This window comes from Kitasatospora sp. NPDC059722, assembly GCF_042733235.1.
Taxonomy (GTDB): domain Bacteria; phylum Actinomycetota; class Actinomycetes; order Streptomycetales; family Streptomycetaceae; genus Kitasatospora.
In genome coordinates this window covers 73,673-88,398 of sequence record NZ_JBHWGD010000036.1, presented here as the reverse complement: position 1 = coordinate 88,398, position 14,726 = coordinate 73,673, and the positions used below count along the sequence as shown (strand labels likewise).

10 protein-coding genes are annotated in these 14,726 nt (G+C 72.1%); 4 read left to right on the top strand and 6 right to left on the bottom strand.

Annotated features, from left to right (window positions below; all coding sequences use genetic code 11):
• The first annotated feature begins 231 nt into the window (after positions 1-231).
• Positions 232-510, top strand: coding sequence for a hypothetical protein (locus ACFV4F_RS23055; protein ID WP_380445407.1), 279 nt, complete (start codon positions 232-234; stop codon positions 508-510).
• 241 nt (positions 511-751) lie between these two features.
• The gene (locus ACFV4F_RS23050) at positions 752-2,548 is read left to right on the top strand and encodes an NRAMP family divalent metal transporter (RefSeq protein ID WP_380505079.1); all 1,797 of its coding nucleotides are present in this window, start codon (positions 752-754) and stop codon (positions 2,546-2,548) included.
• A gap of 33 nt (positions 2,549-2,581) precedes the next feature.
• Here ACFV4F_RS23050 and ACFV4F_RS23045 read toward each other — a convergent pair whose 3' ends face one another.
• On the bottom strand, positions 2,582-3,916 hold the full coding sequence (locus ACFV4F_RS23045) for a nitrate/sulfonate/bicarbonate ABC transporter ATP-binding protein (protein ID WP_380445409.1): 1,335 nt from the start codon (positions 3,914-3,916) through the stop codon (positions 2,582-2,584).
• 21 nt (positions 3,917-3,937) lie between these two features.
• The gene (locus ACFV4F_RS23040; RefSeq protein ID WP_380505076.1) at positions 3,938-5,608 is read right to left on the bottom strand and encodes an ABC transporter permease; all 1,671 of its coding nucleotides are present in this window, start codon (positions 5,606-5,608) and stop codon (positions 3,938-3,940) included.
• Between the two features lie 805 nt (positions 5,609-6,413).
• Here ACFV4F_RS23040 and ACFV4F_RS23035 point away from each other — a divergent pair.
• Both ACFV4F_RS23035 and ACFV4F_RS23030 read left to right on the top strand, forming a co-directional pair.
• Positions 6,414-7,769 carry an alpha/beta fold hydrolase gene (locus tag ACFV4F_RS23035; protein WP_380505069.1) on the top strand — a complete coding sequence of 452 codons (1,356 nt, stop codon included), beginning with the start codon at positions 6,414-6,416 and terminating at the stop codon, positions 7,767-7,769.
• A gap of 11 nt (positions 7,770-7,780) precedes the next feature.
• A complete protein-coding gene (locus tag ACFV4F_RS23030) occupies positions 7,781-9,373 on the top strand; it encodes an alpha/beta fold hydrolase (protein WP_380505066.1) in 1,593 nt (530 codons plus the stop codon).
• A 36-nt stretch (positions 9,374-9,409) separates the two neighbouring features.
• Here the strand turns inward: ACFV4F_RS23030 and ACFV4F_RS23025 are convergent, their stop codons facing one another.
• The 4 genes from ACFV4F_RS23025 to ACFV4F_RS23010 all read right to left on the bottom strand — a co-directional run bounded on the left by ACFV4F_RS23025 (position 9,410) and on the right by ACFV4F_RS23010 (position 14,588).
• Complete coding sequence (locus ACFV4F_RS23025; protein ID WP_380505063.1) at positions 9,410-10,093, bottom strand: cation transporter; 684 nt, start codon at positions 10,091-10,093, stop codon at positions 9,410-9,412.
• On the bottom strand, positions 10,090-10,452 hold the full coding sequence (locus ACFV4F_RS23020; RefSeq protein ID WP_380505060.1) for an ArsR/SmtB family transcription factor: 363 nt from the start codon (positions 10,450-10,452) through the stop codon (positions 10,090-10,092). The genes ACFV4F_RS23025 and ACFV4F_RS23020 overlap by 4 nt, the downstream gene beginning before the upstream one ends.
• Positions 10,453-11,017: 565 nt before the next feature.
• Entirely contained in the window at positions 11,018-13,744 is a 2,727-nt protein-coding gene (locus ACFV4F_RS23015; protein WP_380505057.1) for a glycosyl hydrolase, read from the bottom strand.
• A gap of 352 nt (positions 13,745-14,096) precedes the next feature.
• Positions 14,097-14,588, bottom strand: coding sequence for a hypothetical protein (locus ACFV4F_RS23010; protein ID WP_380505054.1), 492 nt, complete (start codon positions 14,586-14,588; stop codon positions 14,097-14,099).
• Positions 14,589-14,726 lie beyond the last annotated feature (138 nt).

Here is a 14,726-nt window from a genome sequence, read left to right as displayed (position 1 = left end):
GCAAGGTCGGCATGGGCGCCCTGCGCGCCTACCTGCTGATCGCGATGATCATGGTCATCATCAAGGTCGTCCAGACCGCCCTCGGGCACTGAGCCCGCTCCTGGGGGCGGCGGCGTACCCGATGACCCGCCGCCGCCCCACCCGCCCGCAAGCCTGACCCGCCCGGAAGTCTGACCCGCCCGGAAGTCTGACCCGCCCTTCACCCCGAGGGGGAAGGGGAAGGGAGAAGCCGTGCGTCACACCCTCTCCGCCAGGCAGCACACCTGCCCGCGCGTCGCCCTGGCCCTGCACGACGGCGTCGAGCGTGCCTACCGCCTCGACGATCCCGGCAGCTGCCCGCACTCGGGCACCGCCGACACCGCCGCCTCGGCCTACGAGCCGCGCGTACACCTGGCTTACCTGCTCGCCCGCCAGGGCCACCGCGCCGACTGGCTCGCTCGCTTCGCCGACCTGCCGCCCGCCGCGGCCCACCGGCTCACCAGAGCCGCCCGCCGCTCCGCCGCCTGCTGACAGCGCGCAGGCAAACACCCACGCTCACTCGCCCCCACGGCGCCGGTGCGCCTTCGGCATGCCCGCGGCCGGTCCGATGGAGGTGATCCGCCGCACCCGTGGCGTCCCACGGCCACCACGGGTGCGGTGCACGCTGCCCAGCCCTTCACTGCGGCCCCGCCCGGCCGCTCTCATCGGCGTGCCCTGACACAGGCGTGTCGCCGGCCTGCCCCCCCCGCAGACACCTCAGAGGAGAAGCGCGATGGCCTTCCACACCACTCGCCCGGCCTGGAGCCAGAGGCCCGGGCCCAGCGAGTCGACGGCACCGCAGGCAGCGGTCGGCCCAGCGGGCACGGACAGCGCGCACGTCGGCGACATCGTGGGCGCGCTCGGCACGATCGAGCAGGACGACACCGGTCGACGCGGATCGCTGGGGGAGCGGCTCAGGGCCCTGCTGGTCGTCATGGGGCCGGGCCTGATCGTGATGGTCGGCGACAACGACGCCGGTGGTGTGGCGACGTACGCCCAGGCGGGCCAGAACTACGGCATGAAGCTGCTGTGGACGCTGGCCCTGCTGATCCCGGTGCTCTACGTCAACCAGGAGATGGTGGTCCGGCTCGGCGCGGTCACCGGCGTCGGCCACGCCCGGCTGATCTTCCAGCGCTTCGGCCGGTTCTGGGGGATGTTCAGCGTCGGCGACCTGTTCCTGGTCAACGCGCTCACCCTGGTCACCGAGTTCATCGGCGTGTCCCAGGCACTGGACTACTTCGGCATCCCCCAGTACGTCTCGGTGCCGCTCGCGGCCGTGCTGCTGTTCGCCGTGGTGGCCGGCGGATCGTTCCGGCGCTGGGAGCGGTTCCTCTTCGCACTGATCGCCGTGAACGTGATCGTGCTCCCGATGGCCCTGCTCGCGCACCCGAAGCTCGACGAGACCGCGGCCGGAATCGTGCCGCGGTTCCCCGGCGGCCTCGACTCCACTCTGTTGCTGGTGATCATCGCCATCGTGGGGACCACCGTCGCCCCCTGGCAGCTGTTCTTCCAGCAGTCCAACGTCGTCGACAAGCGGATCACCCCGGGCTGGATCCACTACGCACGGGCCGACCTGCGGATCGGCATCGTGGTCGTGATGGCCGGCGCGATCGCCATCATGGCCACCGCCGCCTTCGTCTTCCAGGACACCGACCTGCTCGGCCGGTTCACCGACGCCGGAGCAGTCGCCGACGGCCTCGGCCGGCACGGCGGCCACACCCTCGGCGCGCTGTTCGCGATCGTGCTGCTCGACGCCTCGCTGATCGGCGCCAACGCCGTCAGCCTCGCCACCACGTACGCCCTCGGCGACACGTTCAAGAAGCGGCACTCGCTGCACTGGAAGCTGCGCGAGGCACCGCTCTTCTATCTCGGCTACGCCGTCCTGATCGGTCTCGCCGCCACCATCACGCTCACCTCCGACGCTCACGTCCAGGGCCTGATCACCCAGGGCGTCCAGGCTTTGGCCGGTGTCCTGCTGCCCTCGGCCACCGTGTTCCTGGTGCTGCTGTGCAACGACCGCCCGGTGCTCGGACCGTGGGTCAACACCGTGAAGCAGAACGTCGCCGCGGGTGTCATCGTCTGGGTCCTCGTCCTGCTCTCGCTGGCCCTTACCGCCGCGACGTTTTTCCCCGACCTCACGACCACCCAGCTGGCCTGGGGATTCGCGGCCGGTGCGTTCGTCGGCCTGATCGGCGGCGTCCTCATCGTGCTCCACACCCAGTACACGCAGCAGACAGCCCGCATCGAGGCCTTCAAAGCGCGGCACACGAAGGGCGATGCCTTCGGCGGTGTCACGGGAGAGGCCTGGCTGATGCAGGTCCAGCACGCGGACGGCTCGCCGCTCAGCAGGACGGAACGGAAGGTGGCCCTGGAGCACGACCGGACGTTCTGGCGCACACCAGCCCTGCATACCCTGCCCAGGCCGCAGTTCTCCGCTCTGCGGAAGGCAGGCCTGCTCACCCTGCGCGGCTACCTGCTCCTCGCGGTGACCTTGGTGATCGTCAAGACCGTCCAGCTGTCCACGAGCTGACCGGGGGCGGGGCTTCTCTACAGTGCCGATTCCCTAAAGCGCCGCTTCCGCCCCGGGTTCGAGAGCGAACTCGCCGTCGTCGGCGTCGTAGTCGTACAGCTCGCCGTACCGACCCCAGTCGATCGCGGTCTCGAGCTGCCGCCGCGCGTCCTCGGCGCCGTAGCCCGCGCGCAGCAGGTCCAGGAACAGGTCTTCGCGCAGCTTGTGGTCGTCGGTGGCGGCGAGGGTCTGGACGATCGCGCGGACCAGCGGGGCGCGGCGCGCGGCGTTGCGGGCGAAGAGCTGTTTGCTGGTGAGGATGTCGGCGGCGGCGAACTCGCGGCCGGCGTCGGTGATGGAGATGCGGCCGTCGGCGGTGGTGGCCAGTCCCAGGAGGACGGCGGCGTCGACGAGGGGCAGGAGGTCGTCGACCTCGAAGTTGAGTTCGTCGGCGATCTCCGCGAGGCCTTCTTCGCCGCCCATGGCGAGGAGGATTTCGAGGAGGCCGGCGAGGCCGCCGACGGTGGCCGGTGGCAGCGGGGTGGTGATCGGGGTGGCGGCCTGCGGGGCGGCGGGTTCGGCCTCGGTGCGGGCCTCGCGGCCGGTGAGGATGCCGTAGACGGTGTCGATCAGGGCCTCGAAGGCGGGGGCGTTGCGGTTGCGCGGCCGGGGCAGGTCGACGGCGAGTTCGGCGCTGATCCGGCCGGGGTTGGAGGAGAGGACCAGGACGCGGTCGGCGAGCAGGACGGCCTCCTCGATGTTGTGGGTGACGATGAGGATCGACTTGACCGGGGCCTCGTGGCCTTCCCACAGGCCGGTGAGTTCGGAGCGGAGGTTCTCGGCGGTGAGCACGTCGAGGGCGGAGAACGGCTCGTCCATGAACAGGGCGTCGGGTTCGACGACCAGGGCGCGGGCGAAGCCGACGCGTTGGCGCATACCGCCGGACAACTCCTTGGGGTAGGCGCCCTCGAAGCCGTCCAGGCCGATCAGGTCGATGGCCTTCAGCGCCCGCTCGCGCCTCTCCCGCTCGGGAACGTTGCGGGCCTGGAGGGAGAGTTCGACGTTCTGCTGCACGGTGAGCCAGGGCAGCAGGGCGAAGGATTGGAAGACCATCGCCACCCCGGGGTTGGCGCCGGCCAGTGGCTCGCCCCGGTAGGCGACGGTGCCGGCCGAGGGCGGGATCAGGCCGGCCAGGCAGCGCAGCAGGGTGGACTTGCCGGAGCCGGACTTGCCGAGCAGCGCGACGATCTCTCCTTCCGTCAGGCGCAGGCTGATGTCGTCCAGGACCGGCAGCGCCCTCCCATCGGGGGTGGTGAACGTCTTCGTCACGTTGGCTGCCTCGACGATGGTGGCCCCGGTGCGGGGTGTGCCACGGGTACCGGTGGTCATCGGTGTTCCCCTTCGAGTGGGTCAGAGCGAGTAACGGGTCTCGGCGAGGCGGTACAGGCGACGCCACAGCAGCCGGTTGAGGGCGACGACGTAGACGCTCATCACGCTTACGCCGACCAGGATCTTCGGGAACTCGCCGGTGCCGGTGGCATTGGCGATGTAGGCGCCGAGGCCGGTGGCCTCCAGGTGGTGGGAGCCGTAGTCGACGACCTCGGCGACGATCGAGGCGTTCCACGCACCGCCCGCCGCAGTGATCCCGCCGGTGATGTAGTACGGGAAGACCGCCGGCAGGATGAACGACTTCCAGCGCAGTCGCCCGCGGACGCCGAAGCTGGTCATCGCCTCGCGCAGGTCGGTAGGGACGGCGGAGGCCCCGGCGATCACGTTGAACAGGATGTACCACTGGGCGCCGAGCGCCATCAGCAGGATCGACCCGAGGTCGAGTGAGATTCCGACGGCGACGAAGAAGACGGTCGCGAAGGGGAAGATGAAGTTCGCGGGGAAGCTGGCGAGTACCTGCACCACCGGCTGGGCGAAGCGGGTCACCTTCGGGTTCATCCCGATCCACACGCCGATCGGCACCCACACCACGGTGGCGACCGCGAGCAGGACCAGGACCCGGCCGAAGGTCGCCGCGCCCAGCGCGAAGGCGTGCCCGAACTCGGACAGGCCCACCGTGCCGTCCACGTACGCCAGCGCCCGCCACGCGCCGAACACCACCACGGCCGCGACCGCCCCGGCGAAGAACACGTCCCCGGTCCGCTCGCGCACCGGCGAGACCCCGAGCGGGTGCTCGGCCAACCCGAACGGGCGCGTCCAGCGCTCCAGCGCCCGGCTCGCCGGCCGCATCGGACGCCCGATCAGCTCCGGCACGCTGGAGCGGCGCAGGATGTCGAGCACCACGCTGCGCGGGCGCTCGGCCGCCTCCGACTCCTCCACCCGGAACCGTTCCGCCCAGGCCGTCATCGGCCGCCAGAACAGCACGTTCACGCCGATCACCATGACCACCATGACCGCGATCGCGATGCCGACCTGCCCGAGGTCGCCGGCCGCGATCGCGGTCGCCGCGTACGACCCCATGCCCGGCAGCGCGTAGTGGTGGTTCAGGACGCTGATCGACTCCGAGGCGGCCAGGAAGAACCAGGCCCCGCCGAAGCTCATCATGCCGTTCCACACCAGCGGGATCATCCCGCTCGGCACGTCCAGGCGCCAGAACCGCTGCCACTTCGTCAGGCGCATCACCCGCGCCGCCTCGTCCAGCTCCCGGGGCTGCGACATCAGGGAGTAGTAGAAGGCGAAGGTCATGTTCCACGCCATCGAGGTGAAGATCGCGAAGATCGACGCGCACTCCAGCCCCAGCGTCGAGCCGGGGAACAGGTTGATGAACGCGGTCACCGTGACCGACAGGAAGCCCAGGATCGGCACCGACTGCAGGATGTCCAGCACCGGCAGCAGCACCTTCTCCGCCCGCCGCATCCGGGCCGCTGCCGTGGCGTACACGAAGGTGAACGCCACTGACGCCACCAGCGCCGCGAACATCCGCAGCAGCGACCGCACCGCGTAGTACGGCAGGTTCGACGCGTCCGTGGACACCGAGGACGGCGCCGTGGACGGCAGGAACGGCGCGTCCAGCGACGGCGCCAGCTTGAGCAGCCCGTACAGCAGCGCCACCAGCGCCGCCGTCACCAGCACGTCCACCCACCGCAACGCCGGCCGCCGCCACACCCCCCGCGACGGGAATCCGCCCTCACCCGCCATCCGTCCGCCCTTCCACGCCGTGCTGCCCGGACTTCCCGCGGCCACTGAAGCACGGCCGGGCAGCCGCACAGCACGTTTGGATGGCTGAGACCCGAACGCTCACCGACATGGAGGATGGCCGGACCGTGGATCGACTCCGAGCGCACATGGCGCTGCCCGAACCGCACGGTGAACGATCGGAGCCGAGGCGCGCGAAAACGCCCCCGGCACGCCGATCGCGGCGGATTCCAGCGGTCGTCGCAACACATGAGCAGGTGAACCGCGTCGCCCCGGCAGGACCGACCGCGGGGTGGTGCCGCGCTGCTCCGAGTGGAGCCCGTGAATGGTGGACGTCTCCCCACGAACGCAGGCTGGCTTACACAGCGCCCGCACCGACGTCCCGGCGGCGGGCGGAGTCACCCGGCGTCGGTCCCGACGGGCGGCCGGGGACGACGGCGAAAGGCATCACATGGTGGAACAGGGCGTCGGTCAGGGCTGCCTGCCGACCGTTCGCGGGATCGGCAGGTCCGTGCGGAGGCGGATGCGGCGCAGGTGCGCGCAGGGGCGTTCCCCGGGGTCACCCACCGGGGTGGCGCTCGTCGCGGCCGGGCTGGCCCTCCTGGGGGCGCTCGGCCCGACACCCAGCAGCGCCGTGTCACCACCGCTCCGTGAGCCCCTGTCGGGAGCTCCGGCGCGGTTCGTGCCGGGGCCCTGCCCGGAGACGCCCGAGCCGGTCCCCGGGCGGTGCGGGGTGCTGGAGGTGCCCGAGAACCGCGCCGCCCACCGGCACGGACGGACCGTCCGGCTGGCCGTCGCGATCATCCCGGCGGCGTCCGCGACGCCGGCCGGGGACCCGGTGGTGTTCATGGAGGGCGGCCCCGGCGGCGACGCGTTCGGGAACATCCCCTTCCTGATCGGCGCCGGCGTGAACCGGGACCGCGAGCTGATCGTCATGGCCCAGCGCGGCACCCTCCATTCGGAGCCGAACCTCGCCTGCCCGGAGATCGACCGGTTCTACGCGGGCGCCGTCGGGCTGCCCTTCAACGCGCCCTCCACCGGGGAGCTCCTGGTCCGGGCGACGAAGGAGTGCCGGGACCGCCTGACCGCCGGCGGAGTCGAACTCGCCGCCTACAACACCACCGAGAACGCAGCGGACTTCGCCGACCTGCGCACCGCGCTGGGCATCGACCGGTGGAACGTCTACGGGTACTCCTACGGCACCAACCTCGCCCTCACCTACCTGCGCCTGCACCCCGAGGGGATCCGCTCGGTGGCGATCGACTCGGTCGCACCCCCGCCGGTCGTGAACCTCCCGTGGACCTGGGACAGCTTCCGGGAGGGGCTCGACGAGGTGTTCGCGGCCTGCGAGGCCCAGCCCGCCTGCAAGAACCGCTACCCCGGCCTTCCCGGGACCGTCACCGAGCAGGTCCGGCGGCTGGAGGAACACCCCCTGACACTGACGGTCCAGCCCCCTGGGGGCGGAAACCCGGTGACGGTCGTCCTGGACGGGGGCAGCCTGGTGGACCTGCTGGTCGCCAAGGCCGTCCCGTTCGCCGACCTGCCCGCCGCCCTCGACGAACTCGCCCACGGCAATCCCGAGCGCTTCGCACGCGCCCGCGCGGCGGGCGCGACGCCCGTCATCGGCGAATTCGCCTACGGGCTGAAGGAGTCGGTGGCCTGCAGCGAGTGGGTGCCGGGCTACTCGCGGGCCGACGTGTTGGCGGCTGGGCGCCGCAACTTCCCCGGGTGGCCGGACGCCGTCCTGGCCCAGGCGCCGCAGCTGCCTTTCCAGTACGACGTCTGCCGGGTCTGGAACGTCCCGGACCGCACCGCCGTCCAGCGGGTGGCCACCGTCAGCGACGTTCCCGCGCTGGTCATCTCCGGCACCTTCGACTCCAAGACCGGGGCGAGCTGGGGCCGGTACGCGGCCCGTACGCTGTCCCGCTCGACCGTCGTGCGGATCCCGGGCATCGGCCACTGGGTGGTTCCCCAGTCGTGCTGCGCGCAGAGCGTCCTGACCTCCTTCCTCGTGCACCCGACGGCGCCGGACACCGCCTGCGTGGCAGACCTCGCGCCCGCACCGTTCACCATCACCCCCGAAACGGAAGCCGCATGATGTCAACTCCCGTGCCCCACCGCCGTCGCACCGCGCGACGGCTGCGGGCCACGCTGGCCGTGGCCACGGCCGGTGTCCTCGCCGTCGGCCTCGCCGCGCTGCCCGCCCGGGCCGCACCCACCCGCGCCGAGCCCGCTGCCGGACCGCCGCTCGGCACGGTCGCCCGGACGGCCGGGCGCGCCCACTTCGAGCCGGGCCCCTGCCCCAGGACGGCGGACCCGATCCCCGAGCTGGAGAAAGCCCGCTGCGGAACGCTCACGGTGCCCGAGCACCGCTCCCGCCACGACGGGCGGACGATCACCCTCGGAGTCGCGATCATCCCGGCGGCCACGAGCAGACCGGCACCCGACCCGATCGTGTGGCTCGCCGGCGGGCCCGGCGACGACGCGGTCTCCGAGATCCCCCTGGCACTCAACGGCGGCCTGAACCGCGACCGCGACGTCATCTTCATGTCCCAGCGGGGCACCTACTCGGCCGACCCGGCGCTCACCTGCGTGAACATCGACCAGTTCAACGCGGACTCCCTCGGCCTCGTCTACGGCGCGCCGTCCACCGGGCGCCTGCACGTCGACGCGACCCGCGCCTGCCGCGACGGGCTCGCGGGCCGCGGGGCCGACCTCGGCGCGTACAACAGCACCGAGAGCGCCGCCGACTACGCCGACCTGCGCGAAGCGCTGTGCATCGAGCAGTGGAACGTGTTCGGCATCTCGTACGGCTCCGACCTGGCCCTGCTCTACATGCGCCTGCACCCGCGGGGCATCCGGTCGGTCGGCATCGACGGCATCCTGCCGCCGTCCCTGGCCGGCGGGGCGGTGACCTGGAAGGCCGCACGGGAGGGATTCGACGGACTGTTCGACGCCTGCGCGAAGCAACGCGCCTGCAACGACCGCTACCCGGACCTGAAGGCCACCTTCGAACGCCTCGTCGTCGAGCTCGAAGCCCGGCCGGTCACCACCACCGTCACCGTCCCGGGCCACCCCGATCCGGTGGAGGTCGTGCTGGACGGCGGCGTCCTGGTGACCTGGCTGACCGCCGCCAGCCACCTGGCGGCAGGCGTGCCGCGCTCCATCGACGAGCTGGCCCACGGCAACCCGCAACGCGTGGCCGAGCAGTGGGCCGGCGGGAAGCTCAGCCCGGCGGCCTTCGGCAGGCTCTCCCACGGGCTCGCCTACGGCGTCTTCTGCAGCGAGTGGACACCGTTCGAGAGCGAGGCGGACGTCATCGAGGGCGGGCGGCGCGCGTTCCCGTCGTTCCCCGACTCGGTGCTGGCCAACGCCCCGGGGCTCGCCTGGCTCCACGACGACTGCCGCGCCTGGGACGTCCCCGCCGCACCGCGCCCGGTCCGGGACGTGACGCACAGCGACATCCCGACGCTCGTCCTGTCGGGCGGGTTCGACGCCCAGACCGCAGCGAGCAACGGGCCGTACGCCGCCCGCACGCTGAGCCGGTCGACCGAGGTCACCGTCCCCTACGTCGCCCACGTGGTCTTCGCCGACTCGGCGTGCGCGCAGGAGATCACCCGCTCGTTCTTCGACACTCCGACCGCGCCGAAGACGGAGTGCCTCGCATGCCTCCGGCCGCCTGACTTCGACATCGCGCCATAAGGCCGACCGGTTGCTTGGCGGGCGTCGGCGGTGGTGTCAGCAGCCGCACTCTTCGCCGCGCCAGGCGTCGATGCCCTCGCGGACGGCGAGGCCGGCGACGAGCAGACCGATCGCGGGGTCGAGCCACCACAGGCCGAACAGGGCGTTGGCGAGCAGGCCGGCCAGGACGGCGGCGGCGAGGTAGGCGCACAGGAGGTTCTGGGTGCCTTCGCCGCTGGTGGCGGCCGAGTCGAGGACGGTCCCGAGGCGGCGCTTGGCGCGGCCCAGCAGCGGCATGACGATCAGGGAGGTGACGGACAGGCCGATGCCGAGCCAGCTGCTGGACGGCTTCTCGCCGGCGGCCAGCGTGGTGATGGCGTCGTAGGCGATGTAGGGGGCCAGGAGGAAGAACGTCACCGCGACGGCCTTCTGTGCGCGGGCCTCGGAGGTCTCCGACAGCGTCCGGGTGCCGCTGAACCGCCAGACGACGATGGCGGAGGCCAGACCTTCGACGACGGAGTCGAGGCCGAAGCCGAGCAGGGCGACCGAGCCGGCCAGGACCGCCGCGACGAGTGCGACGGTGCCCTCGGCCGCCATGTAGCCGAGGGAGAGCCACGACAGGAGCTTCGCCTTGCGTGCCGCCTCGTGCCAGGCGGCGCTCTTCTCGACCGGCGGGCGGCAGCAGGCGTCCGTGCAGCCGGGCCCGCAGTGGCAGGCGCCCGGCTCGGCCTCGGCGGTCACTGGTCGTCCTCCTCGCGGGCGCCGTAGACGGGGCAGAGCGCGACGGCGTCGCCGGTCTCGGCCAGCACGGTCTCCGCCGCGGCGAGCAGGCCGATCAGGGAGGGCTGGGTCAGGCTGAACACCGAGGCCCGGCCGACCGGACGGGAGTCGACCAGGCCGCAGTCGCGCAGGCAGGCCAGGTGCTTGGAGACGGTGGACTGGGCCAGGCCGAGCTGCTCGACCAGGTCGACCACCCGGGCTTCGCCGGCCGTGAGCCGTTGGACGATCGCCAGGCGGGCCGGATCGCCGAGGGAGCGGAACAGGGCCGCGGCCGGTGCGAGCTCGTCCCGCCCGACGGGTTCAGGTGATGTCATCGCCATGCGGCGATGCTATCGCTCCCTCGGATCAGCCCGTGAGGCGGGAGGGCCCGCCGCCGGGGCGGTGCTGGAGGTCGACCGGGTTCTCCCCGTCGTTCGGCGGCAGGGCCGGAGGGGGAGCGGGGTTCGGTGCCGTTGTGACGGACGCGTGGTTGCCTGCGGGCGCGGGCTCTTGCGAGGCCGTCCGGGTCGGGGCTGCGGTGCTGCCCTTGGGGGGTGGTGGGGAGGTCGTTGCCGCACCCGTCGAGGGCGACGTTGGTGTCGGCGTCGGTTCGGCGGCGGCGAGGTTGGGCGGAGCACTGGTGCTTCCCGTTGCCGGGGCCGGCTGCTGAGTGGCCGGGGCCGCGCTTCGGGCGGGTGAGGCGGCACCACTGGATCCGCAGGCGGTCGCGGTGAGGGCGAGGAGCAGGGCGGCTGCCGGGACGGCGATGGTTCTCTTCACGGGCGGTGGTCTCCGGTCTCGTGCTGGCCGCGGTCGGACGTGCGCGCGGGTCGGGAGGTTCCGACTATGCCGGTGCCCGGCGCGCTCGGGAGAGCGGCCGGGCACCGGTGGTTGCGCGTGTCGTGGTCAGTTCTGGTTGTCGTCGCCCTGGCTGTTGTCGTCCTCGTACAGCGTGGTCGGGTTAATCGACCAGATGCCACGGCCGAAGGTGGCGGCGTAGAGGCGGCCGTCCGGGCCGGTCTTGAGCTGCTGGACCGAGGTGGTGGGCAGGTTCTTGCCGAGCACCGAGAAGTTGGTCTCGCCCGGTGCGCGGTAGAAGGCGGCGAGGTCGCTGCCCAGCGCCAGCCCGCCGTTCGGCAGGAGCTTGACCGAGGTGGCCGGGACGTCGGGCAGGTTGGCCGAGACGTCGGTCCAGGTGGCGCCGCCGTCGTGGGTCTCGAAGAGGTGGCCGTTGCCGGCGCCGGGGCCCTCGGTCCAGGTCCGCGAGAAGCCGTTCATGGCGACGAAGACGTGCTGGGCGTCCTTCTCGTCCACGGCGAAGGAGGAGATGTACCGGTTGGGCAGGGTGCCGTCGACGGGCAGGTTGAGCTGGTGCCAGCCGGTGCCGTCGGTCTTGCCGACCGCGATGCCGCGGCTGAAGCCCTGGTTGTTGCAGGGGCCGCACCAGCCCGCGTACACGGTGCCGTTGACGGTCGCGACGGCGGTGGCGAAGTGCCCGGCGCCCAGGTCGTAGGCGCTGGTCCACTCGCTGCCGCTGCGGATCGCGTAGCCCTTGTGCTGCACCCAGATGTGCTGACCGCCGGCGATCCAGGTGTTGACGTCCTTGGGGTCGGCGGCGAGCGGGGCGATGAAGCGGGCGGAGCTGGTGGCCTTGTCGGGCGGGGCGACCTCGTAGGACGTGGCCTTGCTGGGGTCGGAGTTGCCGGAGCCGTCGTTGACGGCGCAGTTCTGGGTGACCCACATGTCGAGGTAGACGTATTCCTGGGCGATGTTGCAGCCGTTGGCCGGGTCGACCAGGGTGTCGGCGCCGTCGCCGCCGAAGTTGGAGCCCATCACCTTGTCGTGGGCGCGCAGGATCGATTCGCCGTTGTCCTGGAGGCCGCCGCTGACGATGACGCCCTTGCCGGTGCGGTCCGCCGGGTCCTTGCCGACGCCGACCGAGTAGTACTGCAGGGTGTCGATGGTGCCGTCGGCCAGGGACTTCCAGTCCGTGGCGTGGCCGGACGCGTCGGCTGCGCCGTTGACCGGGCGGGTGTAGATGCCGCCGTCGTTGCCGACGTACACGCTGGGCTTGCCGTGGTAGGTGCCGATGGCGACGGCGTGCTGGTCGGAGTGGGTGGTGGGCGAGCAGTCGCCGGTCACCTTGGTGGGGTCGATGCTCCAGCACGGGAAGGTGAAGTTCCAGTACGGGCCGGGAACGGACCAGCTGGCGCCGCCGTCCTTCGTCTCCAGCACCTCCTCCAGGCCCGCGTAGACGTGGTCCGGGTTGGCCGGGTCGACCTGGAGGAACTGGTTGTACCAGGACTGGATGCCCGGCTGGTACCCGGCGCCCTGCAGCGCGGAGCCCGAGTTCTTGATCTTGTCCTTGTCCGCGATCAGCGTCCACGGGCCGGACGGCGAACCGGACTTGGAGACGTAGATGCCCTTGAGACCGGTGTCGGGGTTGTGCGCCATGACGTCTGGGGACTGGTCGATGGCGTAGTAGCGAGAGCCGTCCGCGGAACGGGCGAACGTGACGTTGCCGACGTTCGCGGCGTCGGTGGGCAGGTCGCCGAGGGAGGCGACGCGCTGCCAACTGCCGTCCGCGGCCTTGCTGTAGAAGCCGTTGTACGTGTCGCCGCCGCGCCAGCCGACGGCCAGGATCACCTTGGACGGGTCCTTGGGGTCGATCGCGATGTCGTTGGCGATGTTCTTGTACGGCGCGCTCGGGTCGGCCGCCTTCGAACCACCCGGCAGGTAGTCCGGGTTGGGCGCGAACTCCTGCGTCCACGGGCCGGAGAGGTCGGTGGCGGAGTGGCTCCACACACCGCGGCTGGTCGCCGCCCACACCTTGCCGCCGCCGAAGCGCAGCGCGTGGATGATGGTGGACTCCAACTCGGCGCCACCGACCCGGTTGCCGGGCTGGAACTTGCCGTGCTTGGGGTCGGACAGCACGTACACACCGGTGCCGACGTAGGAGGTGGCGCCGGTGTTGGACTCGCCGGTGGCGTACCAGAGCCGGCCGCCCTCGTCGAGGTTCAGCGTGCCCGTCGACAGCGACGGCAGCTTGTCCGCGATCGGCTCCCACTGTCCGCCACCCGTCCGGGAGCGGAACACCCCGCCGTCGGCACCGCCCGCGTACACGTACCCGTCGTCGTCGGCCGCGATGCCGGTGATCCGGCCGGTGGTGTACCCGGCGCCGCCGCTGGAGTTGGAGTTGGCGTCCCGGTAGCGCGGGTCGTCCTCGTTGTACGGCTTGTCGGTGACGTGCTTCCACGAGCCGTCGGTGTGCGGCATCGACTTCAGCTGCGCCCACGCCGCGCCGTACGCGCCCGGGGCGACGACGCCGGGGGCGGTGCGGGCCTCGGTGTACTGCGCGGTGCCCTCGGCGGAGTTCTCGGCCTCGTCCGCGCCGCCGTCGCCCCCGCCCGGGGTGTCGGCCTTGGCGGAGAAGGTGTGCTTGGCGGTGCTGCTGGTGGGGCTGGTGCCCTTGACCTTCGCGGCGTGCTTCTGGCCGACCTCGTCGAGGTGCTGCGCCTGGTGCGGGCGGGGGTCGGACGTGCCGGGCGCGGCGAGGGCCTGGGTGGTGGTCAGTCCGAGCGCGGTGAGCGTGACGGCGGGCAGCAGCAGCCGTCGGCGTTGCCTGTTGGGCACGATGGTGGGTCCTCCCCATGCGGCCGGTCGCGCGGTCGCGCTGCCCGGCGGAATCAGACCGAAGCTTTGCGGCTCACGGGGCCAGAGTGAAGGGAGTGCGCGTAACGAATGCTTAAAACCAAATCAGTTAAGAAAGTTGAAGGACAACAGAAAAGCCCCGCCTTTCCGCGCCCGGCGGGAAGCCGAGGCGGGAAGGCGGGGTTGGAGCGGTCGGCGGCGGCTCTGCAGTGCGCTCAACGGAGCGTCAGCGGTTGTTGGCGGGACGACCCGTCGGCGGTTGGAGCAGTCGTCGTCGGTCGTGTGGTGCGACGGGACCGCGGCCTCGATGAGTGAGGGCCGCGGTCCCGTTCGTTCAAGGGGTGGTGGGGAACGGAAGCGTCCGGCCCGGGACCGGGGTCGGCTGGCCGGCACCCGTGGGGCCGGGCTGGTTCGTCGGCCCGGGGCCGGGGGCGAAGCGGTCGGGTTCGGCGTCGACCGGGTTGTCGGAGTCGTGGCTCGGGGTGGCGGCGGGTGCCGGAGAGGACTTGGCCGGGTTGCGGGTGGCGCCCCGGGCGAAGGTCGGGGTTGCGATGGGGTGGGACGGGCCCGGTGTTCCGGCAGGGGCGCCGTTGGGTGCTGCGGGCGTCTCGGTGGGGCCGGCCGACGGTGCTGCGGCCGGCGTGCCGGTGCTCGTGCCGCTACCGGGTGCCGGAGCGGTGGTCGGCCGGCCGGCGGCTGCGGGTGTGGTCCAGGCGGGGCCGTGTGCGGCGGGGCGGTCGTCGTCGGAGAGCAGCGCGAATGTGGTGGCACCGGCGGCGAGGGCGAGGAGGCCGGCCGCGGTTCCCAGAATCAGGCGCTTGCGCATGCCGGGATCCTCCTTACTGGCGTACTGATGGGTGCGGAGCGGTGGGCGGGGGGCGCCGGGCGGGGGGGGCGCGGCCGGCGGCCGCGGGGGGCCGGGGTGGACGGGACGGGGGTGGGGGGGGCGGGGGACGCGCGCCAC

Bases quoted from the DNA above. Each gene is read 5' to 3' on its own strand.
- ACFV4F_RS23045 (WP_380445409.1), bottom strand. From the start codon at position 3,916: ATGACCACCGGTACCCGTGGCACACCCCGCACCGGGGCCACCATCGTC.
- ACFV4F_RS23010 (WP_380505054.1), bottom strand. From the start codon at position 14,588: ATGCGCAAGCGCCTGATTCTGGGAACCGCGGCCGGCCTCCTCGCCCTC.
- ACFV4F_RS23050 (WP_380505079.1), top strand. From the start codon at position 752: ATGGCCTTCCACACCACTCGCCCGGCCTGGAGCCAGAGGCCCGGGCCC.
- ACFV4F_RS23020 (WP_380505060.1), bottom strand. From the start codon at position 10,452: ATGGCGATGACATCACCTGAACCCGTCGGGCGGGACGAGCTCGCACCG.